The 18,723-nt window shown below is 31.7% G+C and carries 22 protein-coding genes; 19 read left to right on the plus strand and 3 right to left on the minus strand.

Annotated elements, in window-relative coordinates; all coding sequences use genetic code 11:
* The 4 genes from ACZ2G2_RS07370 (at position 1) to ACZ2G2_RS07385 (ending at position 3,839) form a co-directional block, all read left to right on the plus strand.
* Complete coding sequence (locus ACZ2G2_RS07370; protein WP_470394795.1) at positions 1 to 1,323, plus strand: M56 family metallopeptidase; 1,323 nt, start codon at positions 1 to 3, stop codon at positions 1,321 to 1,323.
* Positions 1,324 to 2,466, plus strand: coding sequence for a tetratricopeptide repeat protein (locus ACZ2G2_RS07375; RefSeq protein WP_470394797.1), 1,143 nt, complete (start codon positions 1,324 to 1,326; stop codon positions 2,464 to 2,466). It abuts the gene before it with no gap.
* 136 nt (positions 2,467 to 2,602) lie between these two features.
* Entirely contained in the window at positions 2,603 to 3,304 is a 702-nt protein-coding gene (locus ACZ2G2_RS07380; RefSeq protein WP_470394798.1) for a T9SS type A sorting domain-containing protein, read from the plus strand.
* 55 nt (positions 3,305 to 3,359) lie between these two features.
* Positions 3,360 to 3,839 (plus strand): energy transducer TonB, encoded by a 480-nt coding sequence (locus tag ACZ2G2_RS07385; protein WP_090836554.1) that lies wholly within the window; start codon positions 3,360 to 3,362, stop codon positions 3,837 to 3,839.
* Between the two features lie 3 nt (positions 3,840 to 3,842).
* On the opposite strand, the gene ACZ2G2_RS07390 is transcribed toward ACZ2G2_RS07385, so the two are convergent.
* Genes ACZ2G2_RS07390 through ACZ2G2_RS07400 form a run of 3 tightly spaced genes read right to left on the minus strand, consistent with a single transcriptional unit; the run spans position 3,843 to position 6,722 of the window.
* Positions 3,843 to 4,577, minus strand: a complete 735-nt coding sequence (locus ACZ2G2_RS07390) for a Bax inhibitor-1/YccA family protein (RefSeq protein ID WP_470394800.1) — start codon at positions 4,575 to 4,577, stop codon at positions 3,843 to 3,845.
* Between the two features lie 43 nt (positions 4,578 to 4,620).
* Positions 4,621 to 5,754 (minus strand): glycosyltransferase family 2 protein, encoded by a 1,134-nt coding sequence (locus ACZ2G2_RS07395; RefSeq protein WP_470394802.1) that lies wholly within the window; start codon positions 5,752 to 5,754, stop codon positions 4,621 to 4,623.
* Positions 5,754 to 6,722 carry a hypothetical protein gene (locus ACZ2G2_RS07400; protein ID WP_470394803.1) on the minus strand — a complete coding sequence of 323 codons (969 nt, stop codon included), beginning with the start codon at positions 6,720 to 6,722 and terminating at the stop codon, positions 5,754 to 5,756. The genes ACZ2G2_RS07395 and ACZ2G2_RS07400 overlap by 1 nt, the downstream gene beginning before the upstream one ends.
* Before the next feature lie 49 nt (positions 6,723 to 6,771).
* Here ACZ2G2_RS07400 and ACZ2G2_RS07405 point away from each other — a divergent pair, with 49 nt between their 5' ends.
* The 15 genes from ACZ2G2_RS07405 (at position 6,772) to ACZ2G2_RS07475 (ending at position 18,639) form a co-directional block, all read left to right on the plus strand.
* Complete coding sequence (locus ACZ2G2_RS07405; protein ID WP_281846197.1) at positions 6,772 to 7,401, plus strand: cell envelope biogenesis protein OmpA; 630 nt, start codon at positions 6,772 to 6,774, stop codon at positions 7,399 to 7,401.
* Entirely contained in the window at positions 7,402 to 7,956 is a 555-nt protein-coding gene (ruvC, locus tag ACZ2G2_RS07410; protein ID WP_090836545.1) for a crossover junction endodeoxyribonuclease RuvC, read from the plus strand.
* Between the two features lie 72 nt (positions 7,957 to 8,028).
* Positions 8,029 to 9,156 (plus strand): radical SAM family heme chaperone HemW, encoded by a 1,128-nt coding sequence (hemW, locus tag ACZ2G2_RS07415; RefSeq protein ID WP_470394805.1) that lies wholly within the window; start codon positions 8,029 to 8,031, stop codon positions 9,154 to 9,156.
* An 82-nt stretch (positions 9,157 to 9,238) separates the two neighbouring features.
* Positions 9,239 to 9,988, plus strand: coding sequence for a cyclase family protein (locus ACZ2G2_RS07420; protein ID WP_090836541.1), 750 nt, complete (start codon positions 9,239 to 9,241; stop codon positions 9,986 to 9,988).
* On the plus strand, positions 9,989 to 10,597 hold the full coding sequence (locus ACZ2G2_RS07425; RefSeq protein ID WP_470394807.1) for a DUF4230 domain-containing protein: 609 nt from the start codon (positions 9,989 to 9,991) through the stop codon (positions 10,595 to 10,597).
* Between the two features lie 273 nt (positions 10,598 to 10,870).
* Positions 10,871 to 11,236, plus strand: coding sequence for an MmcQ/YjbR family DNA-binding protein (locus ACZ2G2_RS07430; protein ID WP_470394809.1), 366 nt, complete (start codon positions 10,871 to 10,873; stop codon positions 11,234 to 11,236).
* Between the two features lie 120 nt (positions 11,237 to 11,356).
* Positions 11,357 to 11,641, plus strand: coding sequence for a hypothetical protein (locus tag ACZ2G2_RS07435; RefSeq protein ID WP_470394811.1), 285 nt, complete (start codon positions 11,357 to 11,359; stop codon positions 11,639 to 11,641).
* Between the two features lie 130 nt (positions 11,642 to 11,771).
* Positions 11,772 to 12,185 carry a response regulator gene (locus ACZ2G2_RS07440; protein WP_090836534.1) on the plus strand — a complete coding sequence of 138 codons (414 nt, stop codon included), beginning with the start codon at positions 11,772 to 11,774 and terminating at the stop codon, positions 12,183 to 12,185.
* A 3-nt stretch (positions 12,186 to 12,188) separates the two neighbouring features.
* Entirely contained in the window at positions 12,189 to 12,728 is a 540-nt protein-coding gene (locus ACZ2G2_RS07445; protein ID WP_090836532.1) for a heme NO-binding domain-containing protein, read from the plus strand.
* Complete coding sequence (locus ACZ2G2_RS07450; protein WP_470394813.1) at positions 12,728 to 14,689, plus strand: PAS domain-containing sensor histidine kinase; 1,962 nt, start codon at positions 12,728 to 12,730, stop codon at positions 14,687 to 14,689. Before ACZ2G2_RS07445 ends, ACZ2G2_RS07450 begins: the two co-directional genes overlap by 1 nt.
* On the plus strand, positions 14,686 to 15,819 hold the full coding sequence (locus ACZ2G2_RS07455; protein ID WP_090836528.1) for an FIST signal transduction protein: 1,134 nt from the start codon (positions 14,686 to 14,688) through the stop codon (positions 15,817 to 15,819). Before ACZ2G2_RS07450 ends, ACZ2G2_RS07455 begins: the two co-directional genes overlap by 4 nt.
* Positions 15,819 to 16,883 carry a sensor histidine kinase gene (locus ACZ2G2_RS07460; RefSeq protein ID WP_470394815.1) on the plus strand — a complete coding sequence of 355 codons (1,065 nt, stop codon included), beginning with the start codon at positions 15,819 to 15,821 and terminating at the stop codon, positions 16,881 to 16,883. The genes ACZ2G2_RS07455 and ACZ2G2_RS07460 overlap by 1 nt, the downstream gene beginning before the upstream one ends.
* Complete coding sequence (locus ACZ2G2_RS07465) at positions 16,870 to 17,187, plus strand: histidine kinase (RefSeq protein ID WP_090836524.1); 318 nt, start codon at positions 16,870 to 16,872, stop codon at positions 17,185 to 17,187. Before ACZ2G2_RS07460 ends, ACZ2G2_RS07465 begins: the two co-directional genes overlap by 14 nt.
* A 9-nt stretch (positions 17,188 to 17,196) precedes the next feature.
* On the plus strand, positions 17,197 to 17,910 hold the full coding sequence (locus ACZ2G2_RS07470) for a LytR/AlgR family response regulator transcription factor (RefSeq protein WP_090836522.1): 714 nt from the start codon (positions 17,197 to 17,199) through the stop codon (positions 17,908 to 17,910).
* A 231-nt stretch (positions 17,911 to 18,141) separates the two neighbouring features.
* Positions 18,142 to 18,639: a CAP domain-containing protein gene (locus tag ACZ2G2_RS07475; RefSeq protein WP_090836520.1), complete on the plus strand. Its 498-nt coding sequence runs from the start codon at positions 18,142 to 18,144 to the stop codon at positions 18,637 to 18,639.
* Positions 18,640 to 18,723: the final 84 nt, after the last annotated feature.

Below are 18,723 nucleotides of genomic sequence, written 5' to 3' on the forward strand. Positions count from 1 at the left end.
ATGATGTACTACGTTTTTCAAACGATACTGTTTCAGCTACTGTTTTTAGTGGCTTATGATCTATTTTTAAAAAAGGATACGTTTTTTAATTATAACAGAGTTTATTTATTAGTCACGTCTGTATTGTCTTTAGTTATTCCTTTTGTGAAAATTGAGGGGTTTAATAAGATTATTCCAACCAGTTTTATGGTTGCTTTACCAGAAGTTTTAATTGGTAATACTGGACAGGTAGCTTCAGAAGCAAGTCGTTTTAATGGGGATTGGTCAGTTTCAGTAGGTGCTATAGGTAATCTGTATGTTTTGGTTTCGGTTGTAATGCTAATCTTCTTTCTAATCAAGTTAATTAAAATAATAAGGATAATAGCAGTTAATCCAAAGACTAAAGAAGATGGTCTTACCATTGTAACTTTAAAAGACTCCGATTCTGCTTTTACTTTTTTTAATTACGTGTGTTTAGGAGATATGCTTTCAGCAGACCAAATACATCATGTTTTAGCACATGAGCGTAGTCATGCCAACGATAAACACACGTTGGATTTACTTTGGTTTGAAGCCTTAAAAATAGGTTTTTGGTGTAATCCATTAGTATATCTATATCAAAATAGAATAAGTAATCTACATGAATATATTGCCGATCACAATGCGGTAAAAGTTGGTAAAACAGAATATTACCAACAGTTATTACAGCAGGTTTTTAGTGTTAAAAACTGTGCTTTTATCAATCCATTTTTCAAACAATCATTAATCAAAAAACGAATCATTATGTTACAAAAATCAAAATCAAATCAGACGCAGTTAATTAAGTATTTATTAATAATCCCTATGGTTTTAGGGATGTTAGTGTATTCTTCTTGTTCCAATGGGGAGCCCGTATCAAAAGATTCAGATAGTAATCAAATAACACCCAAAGTAATAACCGTTGTAGAAGATGTGGATGTAGATGATGCTAGAAATTTGGAAATAGAGGTGCCATTTTCAAAATTAGATCAGTCTCCTATGTTTGAGGCTTGCCAGTCAATAACAGGTAAATCTGAACAGAAAAAATGTTTTTCAGACCAAGTGACACGACATATTGCAACTAATTTTAATACAAAATTAGGGAAAGATTTAAGCTTAGTAAAAGGTGTAAAACGTATTAATGTCATGTTTAGAATTGACAAGGATGGTTTGGTTTATGATGTTAAAGCGCGTGCGCCTCATCCTGATTTAGAAACAGAAGCTATACGTGTAATTAATAGTTTGCCAAAAATTACTCCAGCTATGCACGAAGGTAAAACGGTAAACGTTACTTATGCTTTGCCAATTATTTTTAAAATTAATTAAATGAAGCGACTGCTTATTGTTATAGGTTTATTGTTATTGTTTTTTAATGCTAAGGCTCAAACCAATGTATTGGCTGTGGCAGATAGCTTGTATAATTATGGTAGTTATGCTAAGGCTATTAGTTATTATAACCAGCTTGAAGACACGTTACCATATTCACAACAAATCGCAAAATCATATGTGTTTTTAGGAAATTATGATCAAGCAATAACATACTATAATAAAGCATTAAACAGTAATCGGAGCAATGCGCTATTAAAATTTGAACTGTGTAAATTACTAATACAAACCGGCAAGTTGCAAGAGGCTGAAGTGCTGCTATTAGAGTTGGCTATTACAGATGCTGCTAATCCTAATTATCAATATTATTTAGGTGTAGTGTCTAACGCTTTAGGGCAGTACATAAGTGCTCAAGATTATTTTTTTAAGGTTTTTGAGTTAGATGATTCAAACCAAAAAGCGATATATGAGTTAGCTAAATATAATTTAAAAAACAGGTCCTTTGATAAAGTTGAATATTATGTTAAAACAGGATTAAAAGCATATACTAATAATAAAAAACTAATCGCACTTGGTGGGCAAAGTTACTATCTGCAAGAGGACTATCACAAAGCGATAGCTCAGTTTTTAAAACTATTAGAATTAGGAGAAACTACAAAGTTTGTTAACGAAAAACTAGGGTATGCTTATGGTAAAGTTTATAATTATAGCAAGGCTATTACCTATTTAGAAAAGGCGTTAGAAAAGGATCCTAAAGACGCTTATAATCACTATCAATTAGGATTAAACTATCAGCGTAATACTCAGTATTTGTTAGCTGAAAAGCATATAGCACAATCTATTAAATTGCAAGAAGACCCCTTAGATGAGGTTTATATAAAACTGGGTGTTGTTTATAATTTACAAGAAAAACATGCCGATGCTATTCAGGCATTTACTAAAGCGATACAAGAAAATCCTGGATCTGAAGCAGCTTATTTTTATAGGGTTTATACTAAGTTGGTGTTTTATAAAAATATGGACACAAAAATAGAGGAGGTAGAGTCGTTTAATAAACGATTTCCTGGTAGTAAATACGTACCAATTTTAAACGTAAAGCTTGCTGAATTAAAAAGTCAAGACTTTCAAAATAAATCCGAATAATCAAACTTTGTTTTGTAAATCATGCTTTTGGTCTGAAAAACAACGAATTTTATCTATAAAGCAAAGTTTTTTTATTTGATTTATATAATTGTATGAAAAATACTATATCTTCATATTTCTTAAAAAATAGTTTAGTATGAAAAGATTTTTACCTTTAGTTTTTGTGTTATTATGTTTTACAACTGTAGCAAATGCGCAAATAAATCAAGATTGCAAAAACACGTGTACAATTGATAAAATTGTTTACGAAACAGCTTTTTTAGGAGTGCAATTTGGAAGTCCTTGTGATAAAGAAAGTAAGACCGATAAAGGTGTTATTATTTTAAAAGTAATTGAAGGTACAGCAGCAGCTGACAATAAATTACAACCATATGATTTGGTTTTAGCTATGGATGGTGAAGTAGTTAACAGACGTGGTGATGCCATGAATGCTGTTAAAGCATACCAGCCTTTTGATGCGGTAAGATTTACAATTTTAAGAGATGGTAGGACGTTAATTAAAACCATTACCTTAGGTGCTAAGACTAGCAAAGTGGTTCAAGAAATAGTATGTTGTGATGAGGCAGTATCATCATTATCTAAAGAAAACATAAGCTTATTTCCAAATCCAGCAGTAAGTAAATTAAACGTGTCTTTTAAAGAAGTAATTCAGGGTGAATATAGTTTTGCTGTTTACATGACAAACGGTGTACTTGTAAAAGAGTATAAAAAACGTTTTGTAAAAGGAGATTTAAACGAAGAAATAAACGTCGACAAACTTGAAGATGGTATCTACGTTTTAAAAATCTCAAAAGACGATACAACGTATTCTAATCTATTTGTAGTTAAGAGAAACTAGTAAGTAAGTTTTAGTCATCTAAAAAAGTTGTATTTTTCCGCTATATTAGTTAATTATGAAACAAATAGCTGTTTTTTTACTCTTTTTTGTAGTGGTGTCTTGCCAGTATTTTGACGTAAAAAAAACAACCTCTGATGCTATTTATCAAGAAGAGTTAAAGACCTTTAATTGGAACGAAGTAGATAATTATCCTAGTTTTTTGGCTTGCGAAAGTTTGCAGATAAAACAAGAAATTAAACATTGTTTTGAAACCACGTTAGCCAAGCATATTTCTGAAAGTCTTCAAAATGAAACCATTATTGTTAATCAAGATGTTAATGATACAATTATGCTGTCTTTTTTGATTTCTGAAAAAGGAGAGTTACAAATAAATTCTATCGAAATTGACAGTTTAACAACGCATGAAATCCCCAATTTAGAAGCTTCAATAACAGAAAGTTTAAACACCTTGCCTAAAATATTTCCAGCGGTAAAACGTGGTCAGCAAGTTAAAACACAGTTTAAGTTGCCTATAATTTTAAAGGTTGACGAGTAGGGTTTAAAACCTGATCGCATACTTTTTCATAAGTCTTAATATTTCTACATATAACCATACAATGGTTACTAAAAGGCCCCAAGTGGCTAGCCATTCTTTATATTTTGGTGCTTTATTGTTTTGTCTTTCTATATAATCAAAATCCAGTAGTAAGGAGAGGGCAGCAAATAACGCAGCAAAGACATTAAATCCAATAGCAAGCCATGAGGTTCCCCAAATAAAAGATTGTATTCCAAAAAAGCTTAAGATGTATGAGATTACATAGGTTACAAAAATGCTGCTACAGACTGTTATAATAATACTTTTTACACGATTGGTTACTGCAATTAGTTTGGTTTGATATAAAAACAACACAACAAAAAAGGTAATTAGTGTCACACCAATAGCTTGATAAGGTAAATCAGGAAATTGTGTTTGTGCGTATACAGTAATTCCGCCTAGAAAAAAACCTTTAGCCACAGCATATAATGGCACTAATATATGCGCCCATTGCTGTCTAACAGATAGTACAATACTAATAACAACAGCAGCTAGCATTCCGCCAGACGTAAACCATTTAATACTTGTACCGTTAGTGTGTAGTTTCCAACTTGCTAAAACAATGCTGCTAATTATTAATAAACAATACAGTGTTTTAATAAGAATACCGGTTACTGTCATTTTTTTTGTGGCACGTGGCTGTGCTTTCCAAAAATAATTTGAAAAGGCAGGGTTAGACGTTTTGTTTAAATAGCGCATAGGTTAGTTTGATACTAAAGTATGATTTTTTAGGAGAGTGTCCTTATTTTTTAAAGGATCTTCCTTTCCATTTGTAGTTTGTAAATAAGGCTATAAAAGCAACATACACGCTAAAAAAAGGATATATAAAACAACTCCAAACATAATGTTTTAGCGTCTCTTGTTTATTAAAAAACTGACTGGTTTTATAAAGTAATAAATAGTCAATAGCAATTTTAATAAAAAACAGATAAGCAAAAGTTTTTGTTTTAAATAAGCCTAAGGCTGTTAACACAATACTAATAACAATACTTGCATTGGCTATTAAAACTAGTAAACCAACAATTTTGGCAAAGGTGTTGTTGTAGTGTCTTGTTTTACTGGCCCATCGGATGCGTTGAGAGAGTAGATCTTTAATATTTTTTTGTGGTGCAGTGTTGACAATGGCTTGTTCGGATTTTAGAAAATGAACAGCATTTTCATCTTCTTTTAACGCCTTTTCCATTAAAAAAATATCATCGCCACTAGCAATATTACTATTGCCTTCAAATCCATTTAGACTGGTAAAAAAGTCTTTTTTGTAAGCTAAATTAGCGCCATTACATAAAAAGGGTTTACGGATTCCAAAAGCACCTATTGTTGCTCCAATTAGGCTTAAAAAATCTAAAGTTTGAAAGGCGTTAAATAATCTGTTGTTACTGTTGTAAGTGACTGGTCCAGCAAGCATTTTTAAACTATGGTCTTGAATATAATTATCAAAACTGTCTAACCAATAATTAGGTACGGTACAATCTGCATCAGTTGTTAGTATCCACTCGTGTTTAGCTTGTGTAACTGCAGTTGTTATCGCATCTTTTTTAGGCGATTGTGTTAGTCTTTGATTGTCTATTATTTTAATAAAAAGACGATTGCTTTTATTTTGAGAGAGGTGTTTTTTAATGATGTCAACCGATTGGTCTTCAGAGTCATCATTTACTAAAAGGACTTCAAATAAGTCTTTTGGGTAATTTAAGTTTAAAAGTGAAGCTATTAATTTAGGGAGGTTTTCGGCTTCATTTCTAAACGGAATAACAACCGTAAAGGTCGTTTTTGGAGCGAGGTCTCTAAGTCTATACTCTTTAACTTTATCAAAGCCTATGACAAAAACACCTATTAAAAATAGATACAGTAAAATAATGATAATAATCGTAATTTCCATTAGGAATTGAGTTTTGAGAGATTAAAATTTAAGACATAATAGCTTCCAAATATACTTGGCAGCGCAAAGTTTAATAACCACATTAAAAGAATACAACTTAAAACAGGTAATTCGGTAACATTAGCAGCTCCAAAAAGATAAATGGCTAGGCTTCCTTTTATAACAACATCAAATATTGAAATGGTCGGAATTATAGAAGCTAACAAATAAAGACTTGTGATTATAACCATGCTTTCTGGGTAGCTTAGTGTTATTCCGAAAAGGATTAAAATATAATAAAACTGAAAAGAGAATACAACATAGCGCAAAAAGGATAAACATAATCCTAGTGTAATGTAATTAGTGCCTAATGTTGCTAGGTAGTCTTTGATTTTTTTAATAGAAAATCCTTTTATTTTGTACTTCGTTTTTTTTATCCCGATAATGGAAAGTATTGCAACACTAAGGATGATTAAAATCCCTCTTGATATTTTAAAAAAATCGATACTAATGGGATAAGTCTTATAGTAAAAGGCAAAACCTATACCTCCTAAAACAACGGTAATTGTCATTTGCATTAGATTACCAATCAGATTGGTTAGTAAAATGCGTTTACGATAGGGTTTTGAGTAATAGATGGCTTTGGCGCCATATTCTCCAATACGGTTTGGTGTAAATAAGGATGCTGTTAGTGATCCTAAACTTTGTTCTAGAGCTTCAAAAAAAGTGAGCGCTTTTAATTTAGACACTAAAAAACGCCATTTTATGATTTCAATAAACCAGTTTAAACTACTTAAAAAGACTAAAAGCACACTATTTTTAATCGAAAACACTTTGTTGTCTTTTAAAAATTGAAAAAAACCATTAACATCTAGGCTGTCAGTTCTAGTTAGTTTGTGATATATAAAATAAAAAGCACCAACAACTATGCTTAATTTAATAAGTACAAAAAAGAATTGTTTAGTTTTGTAAGGCAAGCTGCTGTGCATAATAGTTGCGCCAATGTTGACGCTTGCAAATTAAACTAAATATTACACAATGTTATCTACAATCAAACACTATTGTATTATCCTAATAACTGTTTTTACTGTAAGTACAGTAACTGCTCAAATAGAAACTAGTAAATGGAAAGCGCTTATTGCGGTTGGTATTAACAGTCCATCTCAAGAAGGGTTAGTTGCTCCTTTTGAAGCAAATAGTATTAATTTTCCGACTATAAATTTAGGCGTTCAGAATATGTTTACACCTAAGTTAGGGGCTAAATTAGATTTTGGATATCATCGTTTTGTAAATGCAGATAATACGCCAGAATTTAAAACCAATTACACGCGTGTTAATTTACAGTTTGTGTATGACGCGAGCACAGACTTTGTGTTTTTACCAATGGAGACTGGAGTGGTCTTTCATATTGGGCCCGGATATTCTATGATAAAACCTTTAGGAGATTATGGCGATAATAAAACGTCATTTTTAAACGGAATGGCTGGTATGGAATTTCATTATGGGATTAGTAGAACAGTATCCGCATTTGTTGATGGATCTTATATTATAGGATTCGCAGATGCTTTTGATCCAATCACAGAAGGGTTTGGGTCTTTTAATGGTAATATGTTAACCGTAACCGTTGGTGTGGCTGTGTCATTAAGTGGTTGTTATACTTGTAATTAAATGAGCAAAGAACAAATTATATTAGGGATTGATCCAGGAACAACCATCATGGGTTTTGGTTTGATTAAAGTGGTAAATAAAAAAATGAGTCTGATTCAGTTAAACGAATTAGATTTAAAAAAATACGATGATCATTACCTAAAACTGAAACTTATTTTTGAACGTACCATAGAGCTGATTGAAACACATCATCCAGATGAAATTGCTATCGAAGCGCCTTTCTTTGGTAAAAACGTACAAAGTATGCTTAAGTTAGGACGTGCTCAGGGTGTTGCTATGGCAGCTGGTTTGAGTCGTGAAGTGCCTATAACAGAGTATGCGCCTAAAAAGATTAAAATGGCTATTACTGGAAGCGGAAATGCAAGTAAGGAGCAAGTTGCAAAAATGTTGCAAAGCATGTTAGGTATTAAAACCTTACCAAAAAATCTAGATTCAATGGATGGACTTGGAGCAGCTGTGTGTCATTTTTATAATCAAGGACGTGTAGAGATTGGTAAAAGTTATACCGGCTGGAGTGCTTTTGTTAAACAGAATGAAAAGCGTGTAAAAAAGTAGTTTGTTATTTCTGCTTAAGCAGAAATCTACTTTAAAACGAGAAGACCGTCACCAACACTTATTAAAAACTAAATGTCAGGAATATACATACACATACCGTTTTGCAAGCAGGCCTGTCATTACTGTGATTTTCATTTTTCGACGTCAATGAAAAAGAAAGATCAGTTAATTTCGGCTTTAGCCAAAGAATTAGAACTGCGCAAAGACGAGTTTAAAAATACAACGGTAGAAACCATCTATTTTGGAGGAGGTACTCCAAGTGTATTATCTACTGCGGAGTTGCAATATCTTATTGATGCTGTATATTTAAATTATAAAATTACCGATGACCCTGAAATTACTTTAGAAGCCAATCCTGACGATTTAAATGAAGACGTTATAATGGCATTGGCAAAAAGCCCTATTAATCGTCTAAGTATTGGTATTCAATCGTTTTTTGAAAAAGATTTAATTTTAATGAATCGGGCACACAATGCAGAGGAGGCTAAACGCTGTTTACAGCTAGCAACCCAATATTTTGATAACATAAGTTTAGATTTAATTTACGGTATACCAAACAGCACCAATGCAGAGTGGTTAGAAAATATACAAACAGCACTAAGCTTTGGAGTGCCACATATTTCTAGTTACGCCTTAACAGTGGAGCCTAAAACAGCATTGGCTAGTTTTATAGCAAAAGGAGTAATTGATAATGTGGATGATGACTTGGCGCATGAGCAGTTTCATATTTTAATAGAAGCTCTAGCTCAGGCAGGTTTTGACCATTATGAGTTGTCTAATTTTGGAAAAAAAGGATTTTACAGTAAAAATAATAGCGCCTATTGGTTAGGTAAGCCTTATTTAGGCATCGGACCTTCGGCACATAGTTTTAATGGAGATGAACGCGCTTGGAATGTAAAAAATAATACGATTTACATTACTAAAATTAATCAAGAGCAATTACCATTAGAGGTTGAGGTTTTGAGTTTAAATGATAAGTATAACGAATTTGTGATGACAGGACTGCGCACTATTTGGGGGGTCTCATTAACAGCGGTCGAAAAACAATTTGGAAAACCCTTTTTGGAATACTTGTTGCAACAAGCTAATCAGTATGTGAATAAACAAATGTTGTATATTGAGGATAACAACTTAAAAACAACAAAAACGGGTAAGTTTCTTAGTGATGGGATTGCTTCGGACTTATTTATGCTGAATTAATTTTCGCGTTTTGGTATTAATTTGTATTTTCTATTTTCATACTTAAAAAACCTAAAAACTCACAGAAACAAGTACAGTTAACATGATTTCTACAATAACCATAAACACCAAAAAGTACACCGTAAATTTAGCACAACCTTTAGATATATCAATGCCACTTCGGGCGTCAAAAACCAATGCCAATGCTTGGTATTTAGACGAGCCAAAGATTGAGCCGGTTGTGGTTAATGATTGGACTGCAAGTGTTAAAAAAGGTGCATCCATTAACTTTAATAATATTCAGTTTAATCCGCATGCACACGGGACGCATACAGAGTGTGTTGGTCATATTACAGAGCAGTTTTATAGTGTAAACAAATGTTTAAAACAGTTTTTCTTTTTAGCTGAAGTCATTACTGTTGCACCAGAATTAATAGGTGAAGATCAGGTTATTTCTAAGGCGCAGCTTCAATATTTATTAAAACAACGCAAACCACAGGCTTTAGTTATTAGGACAATGCCTAATACTAAAGAGAAAAAATCTAGACAGTATTCCAATACCAACTGGCCTTATTTAACAGAGGAAGCAGCATTGTTTATTAGAAAAATTGGCGTTAAACATTTACTTATAGATTTACCAAGTGTAGACAAGGAAAAGGATGATGGTAAATTATTAGCGCACAAAGCCTTTTGGGATTTTAATGGTAAGATTAGAAAAGACGCTACAATAACGGAGTTTATTTATGTGCCAAACAAAGTTAAGGATGGTAAGTATATTTTAAATCTTCAAATTGCACCAATTGAAAACGATGCAACTCCAAGTAAACCCATTTTATATAAAATAGAACAATAGATGGAAACATTTTTTACATTAATTATAGGCGGTATTGTTGGATTAGGTATTTATACTTTATACAACCACTTACAATCTAAAAAAAAGGTATCAGCGCAATCTGTAATCTTATTAGACAAAATTAAAAAGGTATGTAAGTTTATTACTGTAGAAGGCGATTTTGCCGAAATCTACCACTATGAAGATGTTAAAGAGCGTTTTTTAAAACTAGTATCTAGTAAGAAAAAAGCGTTAGTAGTTATTAATGCGAAAGCTTATGTTGGCTATGATTTTAATAAGATTGAATTAACTTCAAATCATAAAAAAAAGACAGTAACTATCAGTCATTTTCCGCAACCAGAAATCTTGTCTATCGAGACTAATATTAATTATTACGATAAAAAAGATGGTTATTTTAATAAGTTTGAAGCCACAGATTTAACTAATTTAAGTGAGGAGGCAAAACAACATATTAGAGATAAGGTGCCGGAAAGTGGATTGTATAACGTAGCAAAAAAAGAGGCGTTAGAGTCTTTATTACTTGTAGAGAACATTGTGGAAACTATAGGTTGGAAGTTGGATTATACAGCGCTTAAACTTAAGTCTGGTGAAAAATTAAAGTTAAAATAACGTTATTATATCGATATTATTTACTTTTAATCTGAGGTGTCGATTATTTTGATTATATTTATTTGGGCTAAGGCTTGTTTTTAATACATTAGTTATCAGAAAATTACACCTCAAGTTATGAATAAATTCCTACAATACATCAATGAGACTTTAATAAGTCTAGATATTCCTGCTTTAATTAACCTAGATGATAAGTCAAATCATAAGGTATTTAAAAAAACTTCGCGAAAATCTAAAGCGACACAGCAAAAATAAATCTTATATTGTTGTGCTATGGATATAGAACAACTTAGAAATTACTGTTTAAGTAAGCCAAAAGTAACAGAGACGTTTCCTTTTGATGCACATACTTTAGTGTTTAAAGTATTGGACAAAATGTTTGCATTATTCCCTTTAGAAAAATGGGATAACGGATTAGCATCTATAAACTTAAAGTGTGATTCAGAATATGCGTTACAACTGCGTGCAGACCATGACAGTATTGTGCCTGGTTGGCATTCTAATAAAAAACATTGGAATACTGTTTATATCTATAAGTCAGAATTGAAACCTCAGTTTATCTTACAGTTAATAGACCATTCTTATGATATGGTAGTTAAAGGTATGACTAAAAAAATGCAGTTAGAGTTAAAGAAATAAGCTTGCTTATCGATACTTAAATGCGGTTTAACGACATATAATTTGGTTCTAAAGAAAATTAAAAAAGTGAGGTGGTTATAAAAGTAATTTTGACATAATTAATTACTTAAATCCATTACCATGACTCAATTTTTAAATACTATCCTCTCAAAAGTATTTTCTATAAATACAACTCCTCTTAATCAAAATAGTGGCATTAATCAGACCTCAGATTTAAAAACTAAACATTGTCAAAATTTACACACTAGCTTAAAACAATTAGAATTTATTTCTTGTTTTGAAATGCACTTAGACAATAAAAAAGAAGACAGTTATAAGTTAAGTTTTCTTCAAGAATTAGCGCGTATTAAGTACAGTGCAGAGGTTAATACAATACAATCTATTCAATATTGTAAAGCAGCTTAAAACAACTCATTTTCCATTCGTCGACACTTAAACGCTATCCACCGACACTACAATCGTTCTAAGCGAATTATAAATAAACGACTTTCCTATTAAAGTACCTTGCGGGTAATTCATAACAAATACCCTCGTAATGATTAAAAAACTTAAAATTCTTCTTATTGAAGATGACATGATAGAAGTAATGAAGTTAAATAGAACAATTTCAACTTTAAAGCTAGATCATACAATTATTGAAGCCAATAATGGAGAAGATGCATTGCAATTATTAGAGCAAAAAGACAACTTACCTGATATAATTTTATTAGATTTAAACATGCCCAAAATTAATGGTATAGAATTTTTGAAAATTTTAAAAAAGGATGATGTCTTAAGATATATTCCTACCATTATTTTAACAACATCTAATAATCAAAAAGATTTATTAGAATGTTATAAAACAGGTGTGGCAGGATATGTTATCAAACCTTTAAAATATGAAGATTACGTAAGTAAGATTGAAAGGGTGTTAGCGTATTGGAGTGTTAATGAATTAATAGTAGTTTAGATAATGAAAGGAATAGTTTTTACAGAATTTTTAGAATTAGTAGAAGAGAAGTTTGGTCTAGAAATGGTAGATAATATTATCACTAGCTCTACATTAGAGTCTGAAGGTATATATACCGCAGTTGGGACATATAGTTTTTCTGAAATGCTTCAATTATTAACCCATTTAAGCGAAAACACTGGGATTTCCATAGATAACTTATTATTAGTTTATGCAGAGCACTTTTTTAGTGTGATTGAGAATAGTTACCCGGGACTTTTGGCAACTTATAAGGATCCTATCGAGATGATATCTTCTATAGAAAATCATATACATGTCGAGGTTAGGAAAATTTATCCAGATGCAGAATTACCAACGTTTGAAGTTGTTGAGAAAACAGAAAACTCTTTAATAATGATTTATACCTCAAGCAGAGCCATGCATCATTTTGGTTTAGGGTTAATGAATAAGACGTTTGCTCATTTTAATTCGACAGCAACAATAGATTTACAAAAAATTAAAGAAGACGGAACGGAAGTTAGATTTGTTATTCATAAAAATTAATGAGTCAAAATCAATCAGAAATATTAGAACGTGCTTTAAAAAGGGAAAAGGCAGCAAGAAAAGCTGCAGAGAAAATTCTTGAAGAAAAATCAAGAGAACTCTATTTTACTTCCCAAAGATTAGAGCAGCTAGTAGACGAAAAATCTTCACAATTACAAGGTGTTTTTGAGAACATCGCAGATGCATATGTTGTTATGGATTTGGAGGGTAACTTTCTAAAATTTAACGAAGCAGCTACCAAATTATTTGGTTATGATATCTCTAGAGATAAAGTAAATGTGGTTAATCTTATTTATAAAGAAGACTATCAATATGCCATAGGTTCTTTTTTAGAATTACAAAACAAAGGTTTCTTTAAAGGTTATGAGGCCCGTGTATATACAAAATCTAAAGAGGTGAAGTGGGTGCATATTAATGCGTCTGTAATTTTTGACAAAAATAAAAAACCGGTTGCTGCCCAAGGTATTGTTAGAGATATTACAGATCAAAAACAATCCGAAGAAAACTTAATAGAATCAGAAAGTAGATTGGCGTCCCTAGTAGTAAACCTGGATAGTGGTATTGTTTTGGAGGACGAAAACAGAAACATTGTACTTACTAATAATAAATTTTGCGAGCTTTTTGGTATAGCATCAGACCCTACAGATTTGGCGGGTGTAAATTGTAAAGTATCCTCGGAAAAAAATAAGGTGTTATTTAAAAATCCTGACGCTTTTATAGAAAGAATGCGTGTTATTGATGCTGCAAAAAAAGCAGTTATAGGTGATGAGTTGGAGATGTTGGACGGTAAAATTTTGGAGCGTAACTATACACCAATTGTTATAGGCGAAAAAGCTAAAGGGTATTTATGGACCTTTACTGATGTTACTTTAAAACGTACCTATAGAAAAAGTTTGGAGGCGCAAAAGCAAAAATATTATAATATTATTGCTAATATGAATTTAGGAATGGTTGAGTTGAATAATAACGATGAAATCCTAATGGTTAATCAAAGCTTTGAAAAAATGTCTGGATATACCGAAGCAGAAGTTATAGGTAAAAATGCAAGAATGCTTTTTTCAGCTGAAGACGATGATGTATTAAAAGAAGAACGCGAAAAACGGAAAGATGGTATTTCAAATTCTTACGAGTTTAAAGCTATTTGTAAAAAAGGAAAAACAAGACATTGGTTAGTTAGTGGAGCGCCAAATTATAATATAGACGGAGAAGTAATCGGGTCTATTGGAATACATTTAGATGTTACCGATACTAAAAGTTTAGAACTTCAAAAAGAAAAACTATTAGAAAAGCTAGAAAAAAGTAATGACGAGCTTCAAGAGTACGCGCACATTGTATCTCATGATTTGAAATCGCCTTTACGTAGTATTAATGCTTTGGTTAGTTGGTTAAAAGAGGATAATAAAGGGGTTTTAGACGACGCAAGTCTCCAGAATTTTGGACTTATTGAGTCTACGTTAGAAAAGATGGAACAGCTAATAACAGATGTTTTAAACTATTCTAGTGTTGGGGCTGATAATACCATAAAAGCAGATGTAGATTTAAATAGTATGGTTAATGAATTGGTTAGTATGTTGTATATACCAGATCATATAGAAGTTAAAAGCCTTAATATATTACCAAATATAAAAGGAGATAAAACCAAACTACAACAGGTGTTTCAAAACCTAATAAGTAATTCTGTTAAGTTTATAGATAAAGAGTGTGGGAGTATTATTATTGATGTAGAGGATTTAAAAAGTCATTACAAGTTTTCAATTAAAGATAATGGAATTGGTATTGAAAAGAAATATCACGATAAAATATTTAAGATATTCCACTCGTTAAAAAAAAGTAAGGATTCTTCAGGAATTGGATTATCTATCGTTAAAAAAATCATTGCCCTACACGAAGGTGATATATGGCTAGAAAGTGAGCCAAACGTCGGAACCACTTTTTATTTCACATTAAAAAAAGAACAATGAAAACAGTACAGTTAGTAAAACATAAAAATAAAGATTGGGAGTATGTTATCGAAAAACAAGACTTAATAGAACCGTTGGTTTTAGTCTTTGGTAATAGATACATGCTAGAAGACAAAAAGGTTTATGAAGATATTAGACAATTGTTTCCTGATGGACATATTGTTTTTGCATCTTCTTGCGCAGAGATTTCTTCAAATACAGTAAATCAAGATAGTATTACTATTACTGCTGTTGAATTTGAAAAAAGTAAATTTATAATTAAAACCAGCAATGTTTTAAATACGGATTTAGACAGTTACAAAACGGGAAGCGATCTAATCAAGCAATTACCTCAAGAGGGTTTAAAATATGTCTTTGTAGTCTCTGAGGGTAGTTTTATTAATGGAAGTCAGCTTACCAAAGGAATGAGCTCTGCTACTGAGGACAATCTAGTAATAACAGGAGGTTTATGTGGGGATGATGCACGTTTTGAAAAAACTTTAGCAGCCTATAATGAAAACCCTAAAGAAGGAGAGTTGGTAGCCATAGGTTTTTATGGTGATAGCTTAGAGATTTCTTTTTCAATCCATGGCGGATGGACGCCTTTTGGCCCAGAACGTATTGTTACCAAATCTAAAGACAATATTTTATTTGAATTAGATGGGCAACCCGCTCTAGATTTATACAAAAAGTATCTTGGAGACAAGGCTAAAGATTTACCTGGCGCAGCGCTATTGTACCCTTTAAATGTGACTTCTACGGACGAAAGTCAATCTATAGTTAGGTCTATTTTAAATATAAACGAAGAAGAAAATGCAGTAATTTTAGCTGGAGATATTAAGGAAAACTCTAAAGTACAGCTAATGATGACTAATGTAGATAATATTGCAAATGCATCAGAGCGTGCTGCAACACAGGCTTTACAGTACAGAAAAAACAAACCGGAACTAGCAATACTAGTAAGTTGTATTGGTAGAAAGTTAGTATTAGACCAACGTGTTGAAGAAGAAATAGAAGAGGTTATTGAGGTTATAGGTAATGACGCCGTAACTACAGGGTTTTATTCTTACGGAGAAATTGCCCCTTTTCATGGAGAGACTAGTTGTCAATTACATAATCAAACAATGACGATAACGCTAATAAGCGAATAATGAATTCATTATTAAAAAGACAAATTCGAAAATACTTAAATGCGGAATTAAAAAATAACAGTGATTTAACTGAGTTTTTTGATGCTATTGATAGCTCGTACCGTAATTTTGATGAGCAATCTAGCATGATTCAGAGAGCTATGGCTATTAGTTCTGACGAGTTGTATGCGGCAAATAGAAAATTACAAAACGAAGCAGAAGAACAAAAAGAAGTTATTGATAAACTTAAAAGTGTAATTGATACTTTAAAATTTTATAATTTAAAAGAAGACGAACAAGCGGATGATGTGGAGTTAACAGGATCTAATTTGGTGGATTTTATTGATAACCAAACCAAAGAGATTGTTAAGATGAATAAACAAAAACAGTCCATGTTAAACGAGCTTGCGCATCAAAACCAAGAGCTAAGTGACTATGCGCACATGGTGTCTCATGATTTAAAATCACCGTTACGTAGTATAGATACCTTGACCACCTGGTTGGCACAAGATTATAGTGAGGTTTTTGACGATAACGGAAAAAAGTCACTACATCTTATTAGGACTAATGTCGAAAAAATGGATACCCTAATTAGTGGAATATTAGAATATTCTACTATTGGAAAAAATCAGATAGAAGTGTATGATGTAGATGCTGATAATCTAGTTCAAGAAATACTAAAAAGCACACAGATACCAGAGCATATTAGCATTACAAAAACTAAATTACCTACAATTAAAGGTGATAAATACAGATTGCAACAACTGTTTCAAAACCTTATAGGTAATGCTATAAAATACAACGATAAAGACCAAGGAGTTATCAAAATTGGTGTTGAAGATCAAGAAGATTCTTGGCAATTTTACATAACAGATAACGGAAAAGGTATTGAAGAGGCCTACTTTAATAAAATCTTTAAAACCTTTGAGAAGTTAGAGAATAATCCGGATTCTTCTGGAATTGGATTATCTATTGTTAAAAAAATTGTCGAATTATACGGTGGTAAAATATGGCTTGAATCTCAGGTCGGTATTGGAACCACGTTTTATTTCACTTTAAAAAAAGCCCCAAATGGAACAGCCTAATCAATCCTACATTGACAGCTTATCTGGAGACGATAAAGCCTTCAAACAAAAATTAATAGATATTATAAAAAGAGAGTTTCCAGAAGAGAAACAAATTTATTTTGATAACTATAATGCTAAAAATTATAAATTAGCAGCGGACAATGTGCATAAACTTAAGCATAAAATTAGTATTTTAGGGCTCGAAAAAGGATATGAAGTTGCTGTAGCATACGAGTTAAGTCTTGAAGATGGTAAATCTGACGAGAAAGAACAGTTTGAAGCTATTTTAACAACTATTACAAAATATCTGGTAGACCTTTAAATCCAAACTATGAATTGTATTGTTATTGATGACGAAGCAACAGCTAGAATGATTATTTCTCAATTGTGCTCCAATGTGCCAAGTCTTAATGTTTTAGAAGATTTTCCTAATGCAATGCAAGCCATAAAATACTTAAATCAAAATGAGGTGGATTTGATTTTTTTAGATATACATATGCCTGATTTTACAGGCTTTGATTTTATCGAAACACTTAAAAACCCACCAAAAATTGTACTAACAACATCAGATCCTAATTTTGCTATACAAGCTTTTGAATATGATTGTATTGTAGATTATTTGGTAAAACCAGTCACGCAAGAGCGTTTTCAAAAAGCAATTGATAAGGCTGAAGCTATTCAAGATGCACCTGTTAAAACGGTGTCAGAGTCTGAAAAAGTAGAAACGTCCTCAGGTAATGACTTGTATGTTAATATTGACAGACGTTTAATTAAAATAGATATTCCAAGTATTTATTTAGTAGAAGCTAAAGGCGATTATATCCAAGTTAAAACTGAAGATAAAAATTATACAGTGCATTCTACTTTAAAGAAAATTGAAGAAAAATTACCTGATAGTTTATTCTTAAAAGTACACCGTTCTTATATTATTAATATTAAAAAAATTATTGATATTGAGGACAACAGTGTGTTAATTAAAAAGGACGTTATTCCTGTAAGTCGTTCTAACAGACCAGAGCTGATGAAGCGTTTAAACTTGCTTTAATACGCTGATTTTTATCATTTTAAATATTTTAAAATAGTATTTTCTGAGGTTTTTTAATCGAGGAAGTGCTTCTTTTTACGTTTAAACCATAGCGAATATCCGATTAAATGCATCTAAAGCGGTTTAACTTAGTGTTTAACCCATTCGTCGACACTTAAAATTGTGCTAATCGAAAAACAATAATTCTGGCTGCCTTTCAAATTAGTTTTGTCATCAAATAAACCAATCACGATGAAAAAATTAGCAATTATCACAGCAGTATTATTAAGTACATTTTTAATGTCATGTTCAGTTCAAGGAGATGATTTAGATATTCCAGAGGAGTATAATGCAACCGTTGAAAATGTAGAGTACTCAACATTAGATTATCAAATTGCTGAGTTAATTAATGCTTACAGAATATCGGAAGGTTTAACACCTTTAAATATTTTAAATGCAGCTTCAAAAGAAGCTATTTCTCATAACCAGTATATGGTTGGTCAAGGTGCTCCAAGTCACGATTATTTTTATGTACGTTCTCAAAACTTAAAAGATGCTGTTAATGCAAAAACAGTTTCAGAAAATGTAGGCTATGGTTTTAGTTCTGCTGCGTCTTTAGTAAATGCTTGGTTAAATAGTGAAGGACATAGAGAAAATATACAAAATCCAGACTTTACAGATTTTGGGATTTCAACAAAACAAGACGCTGACGGTAATAATTACTTCACTAATATTTTTGTTAAGTTATAATATTAAAAGCGCTTATCTACAGTTAATTACCATTGGTCTATACTTAGAACACATCAATCGAAAAACAACATTTCAAGCAGGTTT

This window comes from Olleya sp. KKT75 (genome assembly GCF_055635485.1).